The sequence below is a fragment of the Neisseria montereyensis genome, from assembly GCF_024834045.1.
Classification (GTDB): domain Bacteria; phylum Pseudomonadota; class Gammaproteobacteria; order Burkholderiales; family Neisseriaceae; genus Neisseria; species Neisseria montereyensis.
In genome coordinates, this window is the sequence record NZ_JANUXW010000001.1 from 460,671 (window position 1) to 479,361 (window position 18,691).

17 protein-coding genes are annotated in these 18,691 nt (G+C 47.7%); 6 read left to right on the forward strand and 11 right to left on the reverse strand.

Annotation, left to right across the window (positions count from 1 at the left end; all coding sequences use genetic code 11):
- Positions 1-4: 4 nt before the first annotated feature.
- Positions 5-454: a 50S ribosomal protein L9 gene (gene rplI / locus NXS09_RS02050; RefSeq protein ID WP_259290889.1), complete on the forward strand. Its 450-nt coding sequence runs from the start codon at positions 5-7 to the stop codon at positions 452-454.
- Positions 455-652: 198 nt separating this feature from the next.
- Here rplI and NXS09_RS02055 read toward each other — a convergent pair whose 3' ends face one another.
- The 4 genes from NXS09_RS02055 to NXS09_RS02070 form a co-directional block, all read right to left on the reverse strand.
- Positions 653-2,035 carry a NarK family nitrate/nitrite MFS transporter gene (locus NXS09_RS02055; protein WP_259290890.1) on the reverse strand — a complete coding sequence of 461 codons (1,383 nt, stop codon included), beginning with the start codon at positions 2,033-2,035 and terminating at the stop codon, positions 653-655.
- A 74-nt stretch (positions 2,036-2,109) separates the two neighbouring features.
- Positions 2,110-3,369: an MFS transporter gene (locus NXS09_RS02060; RefSeq protein ID WP_259290891.1), complete on the reverse strand. Its 1,260-nt coding sequence runs from the start codon at positions 3,367-3,369 to the stop codon at positions 2,110-2,112.
- Between the two features lie 835 nt (positions 3,370-4,204).
- Positions 4,205-4,735: an REP-associated tyrosine transposase gene (locus NXS09_RS02065; protein WP_259290892.1), complete on the reverse strand. Its 531-nt coding sequence runs from the start codon at positions 4,733-4,735 to the stop codon at positions 4,205-4,207.
- A 171-nt stretch (positions 4,736-4,906) separates the two neighbouring features.
- Positions 4,907-5,155, reverse strand: coding sequence for a hypothetical protein (locus NXS09_RS02070; RefSeq protein ID WP_259290893.1), 249 nt, complete (start codon positions 5,153-5,155; stop codon positions 4,907-4,909).
- Between the two features lie 413 nt (positions 5,156-5,568).
- Between NXS09_RS02070 and NXS09_RS02075 the strand changes: the two genes are divergently transcribed.
- Positions 5,569-5,691 carry a hypothetical protein gene (locus NXS09_RS02075; protein WP_259290894.1) on the forward strand — a complete coding sequence of 41 codons (123 nt, stop codon included), beginning with the start codon at positions 5,569-5,571 and terminating at the stop codon, positions 5,689-5,691.
- 140 nt (positions 5,692-5,831) lie between these two features.
- Here NXS09_RS02075 and NXS09_RS02080 read toward each other — a convergent pair whose 3' ends face one another.
- The 5 genes from NXS09_RS02080 to NXS09_RS02100 all read right to left on the reverse strand — a co-directional run bounded on the left by NXS09_RS02080 (position 5,832) and on the right by NXS09_RS02100 (position 11,913).
- Positions 5,832-6,653 carry a hypothetical protein gene (locus NXS09_RS02080; RefSeq protein ID WP_259290895.1) on the reverse strand — a complete coding sequence of 274 codons (822 nt, stop codon included), beginning with the start codon at positions 6,651-6,653 and terminating at the stop codon, positions 5,832-5,834.
- A 26-nt stretch (positions 6,654-6,679) separates the two neighbouring features.
- Positions 6,680-9,505, reverse strand: coding sequence for an excinuclease ABC subunit UvrA (gene uvrA / locus NXS09_RS02085; protein ID WP_259290896.1), 2,826 nt, complete (start codon positions 9,503-9,505; stop codon positions 6,680-6,682).
- 230 nt (positions 9,506-9,735) lie between these two features.
- A complete protein-coding gene (ruvB, locus tag NXS09_RS02090) occupies positions 9,736-10,767 on the reverse strand; it encodes a Holliday junction branch migration DNA helicase RuvB (RefSeq protein ID WP_151051080.1) in 1,032 nt (343 codons plus the stop codon).
- Between the two features lie 123 nt (positions 10,768-10,890).
- Positions 10,891-11,205, reverse strand: coding sequence for a hypothetical protein (locus NXS09_RS02095; protein WP_259290897.1), 315 nt, complete (start codon positions 11,203-11,205; stop codon positions 10,891-10,893).
- Positions 11,206-11,283: 78 nt separating this feature from the next.
- Positions 11,284-11,913 (reverse strand): hypothetical protein, encoded by a 630-nt coding sequence (locus tag NXS09_RS02100; RefSeq protein WP_259290898.1) that lies wholly within the window; start codon positions 11,911-11,913, stop codon positions 11,284-11,286.
- 260 nt (positions 11,914-12,173) lie between these two features.
- Between NXS09_RS02100 and NXS09_RS02105 the strand changes: the two genes are divergently transcribed.
- Positions 12,174-13,142, forward strand: coding sequence for a bile acid:sodium symporter family protein (locus NXS09_RS02105; protein WP_259290899.1), 969 nt, complete (start codon positions 12,174-12,176; stop codon positions 13,140-13,142).
- Between the two features lie 161 nt (positions 13,143-13,303).
- Here the strand turns inward: NXS09_RS02105 and NXS09_RS02110 are convergent, their stop codons facing one another.
- Complete coding sequence (locus NXS09_RS02110; RefSeq protein ID WP_259290900.1) at positions 13,304-13,741, reverse strand: Spy/CpxP family protein refolding chaperone; 438 nt, start codon at positions 13,739-13,741, stop codon at positions 13,304-13,306.
- Positions 13,742-13,935: 194 nt separating this feature from the next.
- Between NXS09_RS02110 and rpe the strand changes: the two genes are divergently transcribed.
- Complete coding sequence (gene rpe / locus NXS09_RS02115; protein WP_259290901.1) at positions 13,936-14,622, forward strand: ribulose-phosphate 3-epimerase; 687 nt, start codon at positions 13,936-13,938, stop codon at positions 14,620-14,622.
- Positions 14,623-14,727: 105 nt separating this feature from the next.
- On the opposite strand, the gene NXS09_RS02120 is transcribed toward rpe, so the two are convergent.
- On the reverse strand, positions 14,728-16,902 hold the full coding sequence (locus NXS09_RS02120) for a malate synthase G (RefSeq protein ID WP_259290902.1): 2,175 nt from the start codon (positions 16,900-16,902) through the stop codon (positions 14,728-14,730).
- A gap of 328 nt (positions 16,903-17,230) precedes the next feature.
- On the opposite strand from NXS09_RS02120, the gene dnaQ reads away from it, so the two are divergent.
- Positions 17,231-17,950: a DNA polymerase III subunit epsilon gene (dnaQ, locus tag NXS09_RS02125; protein WP_259290903.1), complete on the forward strand. Its 720-nt coding sequence runs from the start codon at positions 17,231-17,233 to the stop codon at positions 17,948-17,950.
- On the forward strand, positions 17,947-18,624 hold the full coding sequence (gene ispD, locus NXS09_RS02130; RefSeq protein WP_259290904.1) for a 2-C-methyl-D-erythritol 4-phosphate cytidylyltransferase: 678 nt from the start codon (positions 17,947-17,949) through the stop codon (positions 18,622-18,624). Before dnaQ ends, ispD begins: the two co-directional genes overlap by 4 nt.
- The last annotated feature ends 67 nt before the right edge of the window (positions 18,625-18,691 follow it).

Below are 18,691 nucleotides of genomic sequence, written 5' to 3' on the forward strand. Positions count from 1 at the left end.
AACCATGCAAATTATTCTGTTAGAAAAAATCGGTGGCTTGGGCAATTTGGGCGATATCGTAACCGTTAAAAACGGTTATGCCCGCAACTTCCTGATTCCTTCAGGAAAAGCCAAACGCGCCACTGAAGCCAATATGAAAGAATTCGAAGCACGCCGTGCCGAATTGGAAGCCAAACAAGCCGAAATCTTGGCCGATGCGCAAGCACGCCAACAAAAATTGGACGGACAAACCATCACCGTGGCTCAAAAAGCCGGCGTGGACGGCCGCCTGTTCGGTTCCGTTACCAATGCCGATATCGCAGCAGCTATTGTGGAAAGCGGTATTGAAGCGGTTAAATCCAATGTACGCCTGCCCAACGGCCCGTTAAAAGCAGTTGGCGAATATGAAGTAGAAGTGGCTTTGCATACCGATGCAGTTGCTAAAATTAATGTTAACGTGGTGCCTGCCGAATAATCAGGCTGTTTCGTAAAAGCATTAATGTTAAAGGCCGTCTGAAATGTTTCAGACGGCCTTTAGTTGTATGTGTGTTTGAGGAATAATATAAAAGCAATAAACAAGGATATGTCATCTAAACTACTGATTCTGAAATATAAGCCGTCTGAATAGCAACAGGATTTCAGACGGCTTGTTTTTAAGCCTGGCGCGGGTTGTTTAACATTTGGCTTCGGCATTTTTGCGGGCGTAATACCACCAGTTTAACAGCACACAAACCGCATAAAAGATAATAAAACCGATGAGGGCGGCGTTTACGCTTCCGGTGAGGTCGATTGAAGTGCCATAGCTTTTCGGAATAAAGAAACCACCGTAGGCCGCAAAGGCGGCAGTAAAACCAATCACTGCTGCGCCTTCTTTGGTTGCATCCAATCTTGCCTGCTCCAAGCTGACTTTACCCTCTTCGGCAAATTTTTGGTGCATATTGAGGAAAATAACCGGAACCTGCATAAAGGTTGAGCCATTGCCAATGCCGGTTAGGGCGAATAAGGCCAAAAAGCAAACGAAGAAGCCCCAGAAACTGCCCTGACTATTTTCACTGGGTAAGAAAAAGATAACCCCGGCCACGGCAATAATCATGCCGATAAAAACGATTTGGGTAATCAAGGCGCCGCTTTTGATTTTATCGGAAATCCAGCCGCCGAACGGGCGTGCCACTGCGCCGACAAAGGGGCCGTAAAACGCATATTTTACCGGATCGATGCCGACAAACTGGCTTTTAATCAACAACGGAAAACCGGCGGCAAAACCGATAAACGAGCCGAAAGTACCCAAATAAAGAATACACATAATCCAGTTGTGTTTACGGGTGAAAATAACGGCCTGATCTTTAAAACTGGCTTTGGCGCTGGCCAAGTCGTTCATGCCGAACCATGCGGCAAGGGTGGAAAGAATAATAAACGGCACCCAGATAAAGCCCGCATTTTGTAGCCACATTTGTTTGGTTACTCCGTCTTTCGCCCATGTTTGCGGTTCGCCGCCGAGTGCGCCGAATACGCCGGCGGTAATCACCAACGGCACGATAAATTGTACGACGGATACGCCCAGATTACCCAAACCCGCATTTAAACCCAATGCCGTGCCTTTTTCGGCTTTGGGATAGAAAAAGCTGATATTGGCCATACTGGAAGAGAAGTTGCCGCCGCCAAAGCCGCACAATAGCGCCAATATCATCATGGTGATGTAGCTGGTATTGGGGTTTTGTACGGCGAAGCCCAAGCCGATAGCCGGAAGCAGCAGGCTGGCGGTAGATAGCGCCGTCCATTTGCGGCCGCCGAAAATCGGCACCATAAACGAATAGAAAATCCGCAGGGTTGCGCCCGATAAGGCGGGCAGGGCGGCCAGCCAGAATAATTGGTTTGAAGTGTATTTAAAACCGATATTGGGCAGATTAACCACTGCCACGCTCCACACCTGCCAGATGGCAAAAGCCAGTAAGAGTGCCGGAATGGATATCCACAAATTGCGGGTCGCCACTTTTCTACCGGTTTGCTGCCAGAATGTTTTGTCTTCCGGCTGCCAGTTTTCAATTAGATAGGCCATGGTTTGTACTCCGTAAAAATAGCAGTTTTCAAATGATATAAAGTTAATTATTGAGCGTTCGGACGGCTTGTTTATTAGGGTCGATCAGCCGCTTGTTGTATAGATAGATCGCTGTTTCGCTTGGCTTTGAAAGAAAAATGCATCCAAATAAGCGAAACGCATACGGTGCCGTATAGCAGCATAAAGGCGGTGGAGCGGATACCGGTCCAGTCTTCCAGCGCACCGAACATAATCGGCAATAAGAACCCGCCCAAGCCGCCGGCCAAACCGACAATGCCGGAAACGGCACCGATATTGGTAGGGTAGTCGTCGGCTACGAATTTAAATACCGAAGCTTTGCCCACGGCCGTAGCAACACCTACGATAAACATCAGAATAGTAAAGAAAACCACATTGAGGCCGATGTGCATATCCAGCACGCCGGTTTTGGTTTGAATGGCTAAATTGGTTTGCGGATAAGAGAGCAGGAAGAAGCACACCCAGCATATCCACATCACCGCCCAAGTCACTTTATAAGCACCGAATTTATCAGAAAGATAACCGCCAAACGCCCGCAATACGCCGCCCGGCAGCGAATAGCAGGCGGCCAGAAAAGCAGCCATTTGCAAACTCATGCCGTATTCGCCGACATAATATTTGGTCATCCACAAAGCCAAAGCAACATAGCCGCCGAATACGACCGAATAATATTGGCTATAACGCAATACGCCCGGATCGGCGAGTAAAGCCAGCTGTTCGCGCAATTTAACGCTGGAAGGCACCAAGTGTTTGGGGTCGCTATAACTGGTAAACCAAAAAATTAACGCGGTGGCCAACATAATGGCGGAATAAACCGTCGGCACGATTTCCCATGTGGCATAAGTGGTAATCAACCATGCGGCTAAAAATTTATTGAGCGCTGAGCCGGCATTACCGGCACCAAATATCCCCATCGCCAAGCCCTGTTGCTTTTTCGGAAACCAACGCGCCACATAAGGCGTACCGACCGAGAAAGAGCCGCCGGCCAAACCCATCAATAAACCGATGGCAAGAAAGTGCCAATAATGGGTGGCATAACGCATCAGGAAAATAGACGGAACCGTGATGAGCATCAGCGCAAACATCACGATACGGCCGCCGTATTTGTCGGTCAGAATACCGAGCGGTACGCGTATCAACGCACCGGATAATACCGGCAGCGCAACCAGAATACCGTATTGGGTTTGGTTAAAGCCCATTTCCTGCTGAACTTTAATGCCGACCACTGCCAGCATCATCCAAACCATAAAACAGACGGTAAAAGAGAGTGTGCTGGCAAACAGCACCGAGTAGCGTTTGTAGGTTTCGGAAGCCATTTGAGTGCCCTTTCTTTTTATCAATAATATTAGGTAGAAAATTGCCGATTATCGGAACAACCTAAAACATCGGGCTTTAAGCTTTTTGATTTAAAACCATCGTTGATACGGATAAGTCAGCGATATACCGTTAACTTATCTGTTTGTGCAGCGCCGCGCATTCGCTTAAAGCATGCTTTGGCAAAAGCATTGGCATAAGGGGAAGTAAGCAGAAAAGGGTGGGGAATAGTTCTTTATGGTTAATCAAGCCATAAGCCGGATAGAACAAAGGCCGTCTGAAAGGAAGTTTTCAGACGGCCTTGATATTTAGCGAGGTGTATTCAAGCAACGCGTGCGTGCGTACCGCACACACCCTACGCATGTAGAGATAATTGGTTTTGCGGTAGGGTGTGTGGCAAAGCCACGCACGCGGTTGTTGGGGGGTGTGGTTGAGCGGTGTGAGATTGATTTAATGAATGGATAATAAAGTATATAGATAGCAATAAGGCCGTCTGAAAGAAAGTGTTCAGACGGCTTTGATATTAGCAAGATAGATTCAAGCAACGCGTGCGTGCGTACCGCATTACACCCTACGCATGGTTGATTTTGTGGTAGGGTGTGTGGCAAAGCCACGCACGCGGTTGTTGGGATTGTGGTTGAATGGTGTGATATTGATGAATGGATAAAAAGTATATAGATAGCAATAAGGCCGTCTGAAAGGAAGCATTCAGACGGCTTTGATATTTAGCGAGGTGGATTCAAGCAACGCGTGCGTGCGTACCGCACACACCCTACAGATGGAGTTTAGGGTTTTATGCAGGCTACGGCTTGCTAAGCCGATAACAGCTTAAATAGACTATTCGGCAAAATGCATTATTAATGTTTCCCGTGTGCCGCCCCAATCTGGCGGAAGCAGGCCGTTGTTTACATAATGGTGAAAAGACGAAAACGGCCAATCTTTTACATTCGTCGAAATACCATGTTTAACCGGATTAAAATGCACATAATCTACGCAACGTTGGTAATCCGTTTCATTGCGTATAGTATGTTCATAAAAACGGCGTTGCCAAATACCTTTTTCATGCCGCCGTTGTTTACTGGCAGATAAATTATCTTGTTTGGTGAAATGGTTGGAAAATCGGGTTTTGATTAACCGCCAGCGTAAAGAATAATCATATTCGCCATCGGGTAAAGTCCAAATGGCATGGATATGGTTGGGCAATACGCAGATGGCTGCTGTTTCAAACGGATACCGTTTTTGTACGAAAGCATAGGCTTCACGCAAAAGATGAATATATTCGACCAATAAACGCGACTTCGGATCGGCAAGTTTAACCGTAAAGAAAAACGTGCCGCCGGCAAGATAGTTGCGGCGATAGTAAGACATTTATTTCCCGATATTTATTATTTATAGTAATCATAACAAAGGTATTTATTAACAGGAAGGCCGTCTGAAAGAAAGATTTCAGACGGCTTTGATATTTAGCAAAGTGGATTCAAGCAACGCGTGCGTGCGTACCGCACACACCCTACGCATGGGTTTAGGGTTTTATGCAGGCTACGGCTTGCTACATGAGTAATTGATTGATGGGGCCGTCTGAAAGAAAGTTTTAAGACGGCCTTTGGTAGGGGCGGATTGCATATCCGCCCGTGTTTGCACATTGGCAATACAATCCTTTGCCACACATGCCAAAGTCACATTATCGCGGTTGTATTTTATTGATGGTGCGCTGCCAAACAGCGGGCGGATATGCAATCCGCCCCTACACATAGCGCTATCTATCCGGCTTTTTAATTTTAAAAACATCAAACAATATCAAATACAGCAAGCGTAGGTCGGATACTTGTATCCGACAAAAGGGTTGGTATGATGAAAATGTTTAAGCATTGTGATGATATTGTCAATGTCGGATTCGAGAATCCGACCTACATGAGTAATTGATTGATGAGGCCGTCTGAAAGAAAGATTTCAGACGGCTTTGATATTTAGCAGAGTGGATTCAAGCAACGCGTGCGTGCGTACCGCACACACCCTACGCATGGGTTTGATGCAGGCTACGGCTTGCTACGCATGATTGGTTTTGCGGTAGGGTGTGTGGCGCAGCCACGCACGCGGTTGTTGGGATTGTGATTGAGAGGTGTGATATTGATTTAATGAATGAATAATAAAAAGTATATGGGCAGAAATAAGGCCGTCTGAAAGGAAGTATTCAGACGGCTTTGATATTTAGCAAAGTGGATTTAAGCAACGCGTGCGTGCGTATCGCACACACCCTACGCATGGTTGGTTTTGTGGTAGGGTGTGTGGCGCAGCCACGCACGCGGTTGTTGGGTTTTCATTGAATGGTGTGATATTGATTTAATGAATGGATAATAAAGTATATAGATAGAAAAAAGGCCGTCTGAAAGAAAGATTTCAGACGGCTTTGATGTTTAGAAAGGTAGATTCAGGTAATGTGTTCCTTATATAGGATATAGTTTGTTTAAGTATTAATAGAAATGCTAGATTCTGATTTAGTTAGAATACTTGGTATTAATCTTTCTGAGAAACCTGCAATAACAAGTATCATTATAAATGTCCAATAACTTTCCGATAGAATATTTGAACTTATTAAACCTGATTTAATTACGATAAAAGAAATTGCGCCGGTAAGAATTGAAAAAATCAATCGTTCCGATCCAACATATATATATGAATACCATTGTTTATATTCTTGAAAATTTAATTCCTTAGAGCTTATTACCATACTTGTACATCCTCCTAACGAAGCAGCTAAAAGAGAGGAGCAAATAGTCCAGGTTGTAGTTGGTAATAATCTTTCTTCGATTATATATATACATTTTATGAAGAATAATATAGTGGATATCATACTAGGAAGCAAATAACATACACGATTTCGTAAAGCGGTTTCATGCTCATTTTGTATATTTTCAATTAATGTATCAAATAATTTATTATCTACTGAATCACTATTTAGTTGAGCAGATAATGTATGTGCTATCAGTTGCTTATTTTTTTCAAAATTAGTTGTATGTAGCAAAACTCCTTTTGCTTCTATGTATTTCATTTTTATTTTATTAAATCTATCAATTAATTTATTTTCACTAATATCTGTATGACCACTAATGAGTACTTTAATCCGATTTTGGATATGTATCGTATCTATTTCATAGATTGCAAATTCATTTTGTTTTGCAAGAACATCGATAATTATATTGCCTGAAGAATCTTTTTCGCCAATTTTTATTTTTTCAATATCAGGATGAAGTTTAGTTTTTTTGGATTCATTTGTTGGTATATACATCTTTTAACCTACGATTTCTACTATTATCAAATAAAAATTTCTTTCAAATACTTCCCAGTATAACTTTCCTCAACCTTAACCACTTCCTCCGGCGCCCCTTGCGCAATAATCCTACCCCCTCCATCGCCGCCTTCTGGCCCTAAATCGACAATATAGTCAGCGGTCTTAATCACGTCAAGATTGTGTTCGATAATCACAATCGAGTTGCCTTTGCCTTTCAGACGGCCTATTACATCGAGCAATAAGGCAATATCGGCGAAGTGTAGGCCGGTGGTGGGTTCGTCTAGGATATAGAGGGTGCGGCCGGTGTCGCGTTTGGAGAGTTCGAGGGCGAGTTTGACGCGTTGGGCTTCGCCGCCGGACAGGGTGGTGGCGGATTGGCCGAGGCGGATATAGCCTAAGCCGACGTCCATCAGGGTTTGCAGTTTGCGCGATACGGTGGGTACGGCGTCGAAGAATTCGCGGGCTTCGGCAACGGTCATATCGAGCACTTGGCTGATGTTTTTGCCTTTGTATTGCACTTCGAGGGTTTCGCGGTTGTAGCGTTTGCCGTGGCAGACTTCGCAGGGTACATAAACATCGGGCAGAAAGTGCATTTCCACTTTAATCACGCCGTCGCCTTGGCAGGCTTCGCAGCGGCCGCCTTTTACGTTGAACGAGAAGCGGCCGACGTTGTAGCCGCGTTCGCGCGAGAGGGGGACGCCGGCGAACAGTTCGCGGATGGGGGTGAACAGGCCGGTGTAGGTGGCGGGGTTGGAGCGCGGGGTGCGGCCGATGGGGGATTGGTCGACATTAATCACTTTGTCGAGGTGTTCGAGGCCGGTGATGTCGTCGTAGGGTGCGGGGTCTTCGTGGGCACGGTTGAGTTCGCGGGCGGTGATTTTGGCCAGCGTGTCGTTAATCAGGGTGGATTTGCCGCTGCCGGATACGCCGGTGATGCAGGTAATCAGCCCTAGCGGTAGCTCTAGGGTAACGTTTTTCAGATTGTTGCCGCGTGCGCCTTTGAGTACGAGCATGCGATCGGGGTTAACGGGGGTTCTTTCAGACGGCACGGCAATGCTTTTTTTGCCGCTGAGGTATTGGCCGGTAATGGATTCGCTGCATTGGGCGACTTTGTCGGGGGTGTCGGCAATCAATACCCGCCCGCCGTGTTCGCCTGCGCCGGGGCCCATATCGACCACAAAATCGGCTTCGCGGATGGCGTCTTCGTCGTGTTCGACCACTATCACGCTGTTGCCTAAGTCGCGCAGGCGTTTGAGGGTGCCGAGTAGGCGGTCGTTGTCGCGTTGGTGTAGGCCGATAGAGGGTTCGTCGAGTACATACATCACACCGGTGAGGCCGCTGCCGATTTGGCTGGCAAGGCGGATACGCTGGGCTTCGCCGCCGGATAGGGTTTCGGCGCTGCGGGAAAGGTTGAGGTAATCGAGACCGACATTAATCAGAAAGCCTAGGCGTTCGGTGATTTCTTTGAGGATTTTTTCGGCAATCTGCTGTTTGTTGCCTTCTAATGCTAATGTTTCGAAAAAGCGGTGGGTTTCGGTGAGCGGCCATGCGGAAAGTTCGTGCAGTGGTTGTTGGCCGACATAAACATAACGGGCTTCTTTGCGCAGGCGTGCGCCGCCGCAACTGGGGCAGGCTTGGTGGCTTTGGTATTCGGCCAGTTGTTCGCGTACGGTGGCGGAATCGGTTTCGCGGTAGCGGCGTTCCAAATTGGGAATAATGCCCTCAAAGGCATGGCTGCGGTTAAAGGCAGTGCCTTTTTCGGAAAGGTAGGTGAAATCAATGCTTTCTTTGCCTGAGCCGTGTAAGACGATATGTTGGATTTTTTCGGGCAGTTCTTCAAACGGGGTGTTGACATCAAATTGATAATGGCGTGCCAGCGATTGAATCATTTGAAAATAAAACTGGTTGCGCTTATCCCAGCCTTTAATGGCGCCGGCGGCTAAAGATAGTTCGGGATGGGCGACCACGCGCTCGGGGTCGAAAAAGTTCATGCTGCCCAAGCCGTCGCAAGTGGGGCAGGCGCCGACGGGGTTGTTAAATGAAAACAGGCGCGGTTCGAGTTCGGGCAGGCTGTATGAGCAAACCGGGCAGGCAAAGCGGGCGGAAAACCAATGTTCTTTGCCGCTGTCCATTTCCATCGCCAAGGCGCGTTCGCCGCCATGCCGCAGGGCGGTTTCAAAGCTTTCGGCCAAGCGTTGTTTGATGTCGGCTTTCACTTTTACGCGGTCGATAACCACATCAATATTGTGTTTGATGTTTTTTTCGAGTTTGGGCACCTCGTCCAGCTGGTAAACTTCGCCGTCTACGCGCACGCGGGCAAAGCCTTGCGCTTGCAGGTCGGCAAAGAAATCGACAAATTCGCCTTTGCGCTCGCGTACGGACGGCGCCAATATCATCACGCGGGTATCTTCGGGCAATGCCAATACATGATCAACCATTTGTGATACGGTTTGGCTGGCTAAGGGCAGGTTGTGGTCGGGGCAGTAGGGTGTGCCGACGCGGGCATAAAGCAGGCGCAGATAGTCGTGGATTTCGGTAACGGTGCCGACGGTAGAACGGGGGTTGTGGCTGGTGGATTTCTGTTCGATAGAAATGGCGGGCGACAGCCCTTCAATCAGATCGACATCTGGCTTGTCCATCATTTGCAAAAACTGGCGCGCATAGGCAGAAAGGCTTTCCACATAACGGCGCTGGCCTTCGGCATAGAGGGTGTCGAACGCCAGCGAAGATTTGCCGCTGCCCGATAATCCGGTAATCACCACCAATTGATGGCGGGGAATATCGAGATCAATGTTTTTGAGATTGTGGGTGCGGGCGCCGCGGACGCGGATGGTATCGTTATTACTCATATCGGAAGGCCGTCTGAAATAGAATGGGAACCGTGTATTATAACATTTTACGGGCTGAAAAGTACCGTATCCGGCCGGTAGGGAATACTTGGGGTTAAAAGGTTTGCTAATAGGGTTTGGTGAAACGGCATGCGTTATGCCGTTGGGCTGGCAGGGTATTTTTTCAGACGGCCTGATAATGGGCTTTGCCGGATAGACTAAGGGCGGATGATTATCCGCCCTTTTGAATGTTATTTATCGGGGTTTAAGCCGAAGTGCAGATAGCTGCGCTCGGTTGCGGTGCGCCCGCGCGGAGTGCGCTGTAAAAAACCTTGTTGGATAAGGTAGGGTTCGATAACGTCTTCGATGGTGTCGGTGGATTCGCCGATGGCGGCGGCAATGTTTTCCAAACCGACCGGACCGCCGCTGAATTTGAATAATACGGCTTCTAAAAACTTTCTATCCATCACATCCAAACCGACCGAATCGACATCCAACATGCTGAGGGCGGCATCGGCGGTTTCGGCATTAATCACGCCTTGGTTTTTCACTTCGGCATAATCGCGCACACGGCGCAACAGGCGGTTGGCAATACGCGGAGTGCCACGACTGCGGCGGGCGATTTCCAACGCGCCTTCTTCGCCCATATCCAGTTGCAGCAATTGTGCGGAACGGCTGACGATAGTGGCCAAATCGTGGGTTTCGTAAAATTCCAAACGCGACACAATGCCGAAGCGGTCGCGCAGCGGGTTGGTGAGCATGCCGGCGCGGGTGGTGGCGCCGACCAGTGTAAACGGCGGCAGGTCGATTTTAACGGAACGGGCGGCCGGGCCTTCGCCAATCATAATATCCAGTTGGTAGTCTTCGAGGGCGGGATAGAGAATTTCTTCTACCACGGGGCTGAGACGGTGGATTTCGTCGATAAACAATACATCGTGCGGTTCGAGATTGGTGAGTAGGGCGGCTAAATCGCCGGCGCGTTCGAGCACGGGGCCGCTGGTTTGGCGCAGGTTAACGCCCAATTCTTTGGCGATAATGTGTGCCAATGTGGTTTTGCCCAAACCGGGCGGGCCGAACAGTAGGGTGTGGTCGAGCGCTTCGCCGCGTTTGCGGGCGGCTTCGATAAAGATGGCAAGCTGTTCTTTGGCTTTGGGCTGGCCGATATAGTCGCCGAGTGTTTTCGGGCGCAGGGCGCGTTCAAGCAGCTCTTCCTGTGTGGAAATGCTTTGGGCGGTAATAATGCGCTGCGGTTGGGCGGCGGAGAGGTTATCGGTTTGCAACATGGTTTAACAGCTCGTCGGAAAGTTTGGCCGTCTGAAACGGTGTTCGGGCGGCTTGGGGGATACTCTGTTTATATAATCGATGGCTTGTGCCGTCAACCGATAAAGTATCCGGTTGCCATGCCTTTAGCGGTTGGTACGTTCTGCCTGCCGCCACATAATATAGTCGCGCAGGGGCGGTGCGGGCGGGTTGATGCAGTGCGGGCAAACGCCGGTAATATCTTCGTCGTCATCTTCGATATGCAGGGCGTTGGGGTCGAAGCGCGCTTGTTGTGCGACAGCTTGCGCCAAGGCTTGCGCTTGGACGACATCGAATTCAAATTGGGTTAGGATTTCGTTGAGCAGATTGTTTTCGGCATCGCTGAAACGGCTGCTGTGGTCTGCAATCAGGCGGATGTAATCGCTATTGCTTATTTTTTGGTTTAGTAATTCTTGATTCATAATTTAGGCCGTCTGAAACGGGGTGTGTGGTGTGTTCGTGATTGCGATTATAACGCTTTTCAGACGGCCTGAAACAGATTAACTTTCTTGTTTCGGTTCGGGCCCTCTAACGGCTGATATGACGATAGTAAAGTTATTTATAATAGAGACATTGTATAGAACACCGTCTTTGTATAAGTCTTTCCATATTTCGGCATGAACATTTTTATTCGATTCATCCAGCGTATTAAAAAAAGTTTGTAGTAATGCCTTGCCGGTTTCATATTCCTCGAAATCGGTTGTGCCGTTAATAGATAAAACCGTTTGCATGGCTGAAAAAATATTGTTTAGATTAGCTGCTTTACTTTCCGGTGTTTGCTTGCCGATTTCCGGTTTTATCAGATTAAATTCGATAGCAATAGCGGTAGCCTGATTTTCTTTATTAGAATAAATAAGTATGGTGGCAAAATCCGTTGTTATTGTTTCTTCCTGTCCGCAATCATTATCGGATAGCGTAGATTTTTGAAGGTCAGCAGATTGCTCGTATGATAGCAGTGCGGCTGTGATGTTTTTCTTTAATTCGGTAGTTGATATGCCTAAAGGCTTGAAGCAAGAAGGTGTTTTTACTTCTTTTTGTGCAGGAACGGGCGTAGAAGTTGCTTGTTGCTGTTGGTTGCAGGCCGTTAAAAGCGTGATGAATAGTAATGCCAATAGCTTAAATTTGTTCATTATATTTCCCCTTTATATTTTATTGGCATAATAACATAAGGGTGTTTACAGCCATAGATTAAGTTGGATTGGTAGCTATTTTAAAGAGGAAATGTTGTATTTTATGAGCTGTTTGGGCCGTCTGAAACGGTTTTATTTTTATATGGTATGAAGCTTTTAATTTTGGTATATATGACGTCGGCAGTTAATATTCTGCTGTGGCGGTATTGTGGGTTAGCAGGTTTTGCCTATTTTATTGTTTAATATTCGGATTATTTGGAATGGAAATTTTAACGAAACTCAGCCGTTTTTTCGGCCAAACTTTTGCTTTGTGGGCGGCTTTGTTTGCTGCCGTTGCTTTTATGGCGCCCACTGCTTTTCAATGGGTTTTGCCGCATATTTCATTGTTGCTAGGCGTGATTATGTTTGGCATGGGGCTGACGCTGGCGCCGGGGGATTTTAAAATTTTAGGGCGGCATCCGAAAGCGGTGTTAATCGGGGTGGTTGCCCAATTTGTGATTATGCCGATAACGGCTTATTTATTGGCGGTGGCGTTTTCATTGCCGGCTGAGATTGCAGTCGGGGTGATTTTGGTGGGGGCGTGTCCGGGCGGTACGTCTTCTAATGTGATTACTTATCTGGCGCGCGGCAATGTGGCGCTTTCGGTGGCGGTAACATCGGTATCAACGTTACTAGCCCCTATATTAACGCCGGCGGTGTTTTATTTATTGGCGCATCAGTGGTTGGAAATTTCGGCAGGTGCGATGTTTGTGTCTATTTTAAAAATCGTATTGTTGCCGATTGTGTTGGGTGTGGTGGCGCATACGCTATTGAGAAAACAAACCGAAGCGGTTGCGGATATTCTGCCGCTGGTGTCGGTGGTGGCGATTGTCTTGATTGTTGCTGCGGTTGTGGGGGCGAGTAAAGCAAAAATTGTGGAAAGCGGGCTGATGATTTTCGGGGTGGTGATTTTGCACAATATTATCGGCTATTTATTGGGCTTTTTTACAGCTAAGTTATTCAAGCTGCCTTATGATGCGCAAAAAACATTATCCATTGAAGTGGGTATGCAAAACTCGGGTTTGGCGGCAGCATTGGCTTCGGCTTATTTCACGCCGCTGGCTGCCGTACCGGGTGCGGTGTTTAGTGTTTGGCACAATATTTCCGGATCGTTGCTGGCTTCTTATTGGGCGGCAAAAACGGGGAAAACGGATAAAGTGGAAAAGACTGAAAAAACGCATATTGGTTAGGTTAAGGCGTATTTCACTTTGGCGGATGAGGAACGATATTGCCTAATGATTGTCTTTAATAATATAAGAAGGCCGTCTGAATATTATCGGTATTTTCAGACGGCCTCTTAAATATGGATATGTTAGGGTTTGGTGGATATATTATATTTGTATTAAATGCTTTATTTTAAGCAGGCGCTTAGCCAATATTGCCGTTGTTGAGGGGTCAACATTTTGTAGAAACGGTGTTGGATAGATAATTCGTCGACAGCAAAATCCATACTGGTCAGATAACGTTTTTCAACGTAATCGCGGGCATCTTCTTTATTGAAGCGGTCGTCGGATAATATGTGGATAATATCGCGGCGGCGGTTTTTATTAATACGGTCGTCTCGACGCATGGATTTCTCTAGCGCTTTTTTATATTCTTTGCGTATGGCACTTAATTCGCTTCTTTGTTTGCGGCTCAGATTTAACGGGCGAATGTCACAATTAGGGTGAAAGTCGTCTAGGCGTGAAGTCATTGGAGCGGCATAAACAAAAGACGTACCCAAGCATAATATATAACTAACCACCGTGATGGTTTGCACCATACGGTTGAATGTTATTGTGATAAGCATATTGTTTTCCCAAGTTTCAATATTTGCAAAATATAACGGATATGTATGTGAAACGCGGTATAATCGTGGTTAACTTTCGTTAATGACGATGAAATTTTCTTTAAAAAATGACGCAATATCATGGTATTGCAATAGATGAATTGCAGATTTTTTCTGCTTTGCCGCAGTTAGGATACTTCAGAAAAGGATAAATTGTGCAACAATTCCGCATCGCTCCCAGTATATTGTCTGCCGACTTTGCCCGTTTGGGCGAGGAAGTAACCAACGTTATTAAGGCGGGTGCCGATCTGATTCACTTTGATGTGATGGATAATCATTATGTGCCGAATTTAACGTTTGGGCCGATGATTTGTGCAGCGTTGAAGCCTTATGCCACGGTGCCGATGGATGTACATTTGATGGTGGAACCGGTGGATGATCTGATTGTTTCGTTTGCCAAGGCAGGGGCGGATGTGATTACTTTTCACCCCGAAGCAACCCGCCATGTCGACCGCAGTTTAAGCTTGGTGCGCGATTCCGGCTGTAAAGCGGGATTGGTGCTGAATCCGGCCACGCCCGTTTATTTGTTGGAATATGTGCTGGATAAATTGGATACGATACTGTTAATGACGGTTAACCCCGGTTTCGGCGGTCAAAGTTTTATTCCGCAGTCTTTGGTGAAAATCCGGCAGGTGCGTGATTTATTGGATATGTATGCGGCTGAAAGCGGTCGTCGGATTTCATTGAAAGTCGACGGCGGTATTAAAGTAGATAATATTGCCGAAGTGGCTCGCGCGGGCGCGGATACGTTTGTGGCAGGTTCTGCTATTTTCGGCAAGCCGGATTATCGAGCTGTGATTGATGCTATGCGTCAAGAATTGGCCGCTTCTTCGAAAGAGTAATGGTTTGGTATTGAATTGAACTATTTTAATTAATTCAAAAGCTTAATTAATATTTAGGCCGTCTGAAAAGTTTTCAGACGGCCTGAGTTTTATGGATAAGGCTTTTTAGCCTTTAGCTACTCTGCGCCAGTGATGCAGCAATGGTTCGGTGTAGCCGTTGGGCTGTTCGGTACCTTTAAATACCAAATCGCAGGCGGCTTGGAAGGCGGGGGAGGTGTCGAAGCGTCCGGTCATAGGCACATACGCCGCATCGCCTTCGTTTTGTTTGTCGACAATACCGGCCATGCGTTCGAGGGTTTCGCGCACTTGGGCTTCGCTCACAACGCTATGCAATAACCAGTTGGCAATATGTTGGCTGGAAATCCGCAGTGTGGCACGGTCTTCCATCAGGCCGATGTTGTGGATGTCGGGCACTTTGGAACAGCCGACGCCTTGTTCAACCCAGCGAACCACATAGCCGAGAATGCCTTGGCAGTTGTTATCCAATTCTTCCTGAATCTCTGCGGCAGACCAGTTGCGGTCGGGCGAGAACGGGATGGTCAGCAAATCATCGGTATAGTCGACGGCGGTTTGCTCAAGCAGTTTTTTCTGCACGTCGAAAACGTTCACTTGATGATAATGCAGGGCATGCAGCGTTGCGGCGGTCGGCGATGGGACCCAAGCGGTGGTAGCGCCGGATTTCGGATGGTTGATTTTCTGCTTCAACATTTCCGCCATTAAATCGGGCATCGCCCACATGCCTTTACCGATTTGGGCTTTACCAGGTAGGCCGCATTGCAGGCCGGTTTGCACGTTGTTGGATTCGTATGCCTGAATCCATTTGCTGGATTTCATATCGCCTTTACGGATAAACGCACCGCCCTGCATGGAAGTATGCATTTCGTCGCCGGTACGGTCGAGGAAACCGGTATTAATGAATACCGTACGCTCAGCGGCGGCATGAATACAGGCGGCCAAGTTGGCGGAGGTGCGGCGCTCTTCGTCCATAATGCCCATTTTTAGGGTGTTGCGGGGCAGTTTGCATAGGTCTTCAAAAGCGGTAAAGAGTTCGTTGGCAAAGGCAACTTCTTCGGGGCCGTGCATTTTGGGCTTCACAATATAAACGGAACCGGAACGGCTGTTTTTATTGTCGCGGCGGTCGAGGTCGAACGGTGCCATTAATGCGGTCATCACGCCATCAAGAATGCCCTCGGGGATTTCGTTACCGTTTGAATCGAGCACTGCGGGGGTAGTCATCAGATGGCCGACATTACGGATAAACAGCAGCGAACGGCCGGGCAGCTTGAATGTGCCGTTGCCGTCGGGGCGGGTGTATTCGCGGTCGGGATTTAGTTTGCGGGTAAAGGTTTTGCCGCCTTTTTCGACTTCTTCGGTGAGTGTGCCTGCCATCAGGCCGAGCCAGTTGGCGTAAACCAGTGCTTTGTCTTCACCGTCGACAGCGGCTACGGAATCTTCGCAGTCCATAATGGTGCTGAGTGCGGCTTCTAAAATAATGTCTTTAATACCGGCCGGGTCTTGGCTGCCGATGGGGCTGTTTTTATCGATTAAGATATCCAAATGCAGGCCGTTGTGCAGGAACAATAAAGAAGTAGGTGCTTCGGCAGAACCATTGTAGCCTGCGAATAATTCAGGCGAGGCCAAGCCGCTTTCGCTGCCGTCTTTCAGTTTGGCTTTCAGACGGCCTTCTACTATCTGATAGGCGATAACATCGCGGTGGCTGCCGTTGGTGAGCGGAATGCTGTTGTCGAGAAAATCGCGCGCGAATGCGATAACGGCATCGCCGCGTTTGGGGTTGTAGGCTTTGCCGGGTGCTAAGTCGCCGCTTTGGTCGACGGCATCGGTGCCGTAAAGGGCATCATAAAGGCTGCCCCAGCGTGCATTAGCGGCATTGAGGGCATAACGGGCATTGTTAATCGGCACCACCAACTGCGGGCCGGCTTGTTCGGCAACTTCGCGGTCGACGTTTTGGGTGGATATTTTGAAGTCGGCGGGGGTGTCAACCAAATAGCCCAGCTCTTTTAAAAATGCCTGATAAGCGGCTTCGTCTTTGACCGGGCCGGGGTTTTGTTCGTGCCATTGGTCTATTTTTAATTGGATTTGGTCGCGTTTGTCGAGTAACTCACGGTTGCGGGGGGCGAATGTTTGTACCAATTCGGTAAAGCCTTGCCAGAATTCGGCGGATTTAACTTTCGGGTGTTTGGGCAATACCTGAGTTTCGATGAATTGGTAGAGATGGTTGTCCACCTGCAAGCCGGCGGCACGGGTGTAGTCATATGCCATGTTGATTTCTCCTAAAGTAAAGCTGTTTTTTTCTCATAAATGCTTTGCTGTATAGACTGAAACAAAGCCAGAGTGAAAATACCATTAATTTTGAGAATAATCCATAGCCAGAGCGCGTCTTTTTTATTAGTGCCTGTATGAAAAAAGGTTTTAATCTTCAATCGGTTTCATTCGACTACATTTTTCTTTCAGACGTTTTTGCAGATGAGGCTTGATGGGTTGCCCGATAAACTTATTTTGCTGCGATTGATGGTTTGGCTTGTGTTTTGCGCTTTCAAAGCAGCTTGGCTTTTAGTATGATGCGGCATACTTTTGATGATTGTTTATTATGAATACCCGCCAGATTATTCTCGATACCGAAACCACAGGCCTTTATCCCAATAGCGGCGACCGTTTGGTCGAATTTGCCGGTTTGGAAATGATTAACCGCAAGTTTACCGAAAACTCGCTACACCTTTATGTTCACCCCGAACGCGATATGCCTGCGGAAGCGGCTGCGGTACACGGTATCACCATTGAACAATTAGAAGAAAAAAACGCGCCGGTTTTTGCCAAAGTCGGCCAAGAAATTGCCGACTATCTGCGTGGTGCCGAATTGATTATTCATAATGCCAAGTTCGATGTCGGCTTTCTCGATATGGAATTCCGCCGCATGGGTTTACCGCCTATCAATGAATTGGGTTGCACCATTACCGATACCTTGGCGATGGCAAGGGAAATGTTTCCCGGTCAGAAAGTCAGCTTGGATGCCTTGTGTAACCGCTTCGATGTGGATCGCAGCAAACGCGTGTATCACGGTGCTTTAATCGACTGCGAATTATTGGGCGAAGTTTATCTTGCCATGACGCGCGGCCAGTTTGATTTAATGGCCGACGGCGGCAGCGAAGAAGCCGAGCAGGTTCATGCGGTTGCCGAAATAAAACGCCCCGCGCGTTTGAAAGTGATTCAGGCCGACGAAACAGAATCGTCCGCCCATGAAGCTTATTTGGATGCGTTGGATAAAGCGGTCGGCGGTGTGTGTTTATGGCGCGGGGAAGCGGGGGCATGAAACGCAATATCGCTTTGATTCCGGCGGCGGGTGTCGGCGCACGTTTTGGCGCGGGTAAACCGAAACAATATGTTGAAATCAATGGAAAAACCGTATTGCAGCATACCGTTGATATTTTTACCGAACACCGTGATATTGATTTGACTGCCGTAGTATTGGCACCGGAAGACCGGTTTTTTCAGACGGCTTCGGAGAAAGTGGTTTTATTGCATTGCGGCGGTGCGACACGGGCGCAAACCGTGCGTAACGGTATAGACGCTTTATTGACTCAAGGTTTGGCTCAAGCTGAAGATAATATTTTGGTGCACGATGCCGCGCGCTGCTGTTTGCCGCCGGATGCACTGGATAGGTTGCTGAAAGCGGCGGGGAACCGGCCGGAAGGCGGTATTTTGGCGATACCCGTTGCCGATACCTTAAAACAGGCGCAGGCGGATAAACACATTCAAGCCACTGTACCGCGTGCCGGTTTATGGCAGGCACAAACGCCGCAGCTTTTTCAGACGGCCTTATTAAAACGGGCATTGGCAGAAGCCGATTTAAATGCGGTGACCGATGAAGCTTCGGCGGTTGAAATGCTCGGTATTCAGCCGTTATTGGTTGAAGGGGACAGCCGTAATCTGAAACTGACTTTGCCGCAAGACGAATATATTGTGCGGTTGTTATTGGCACGCTAATCTTATATTGATACTTTATTAACTTTATTAAAAAGTATTTTTTTCAATACCTAAGTATTTTTCAGAC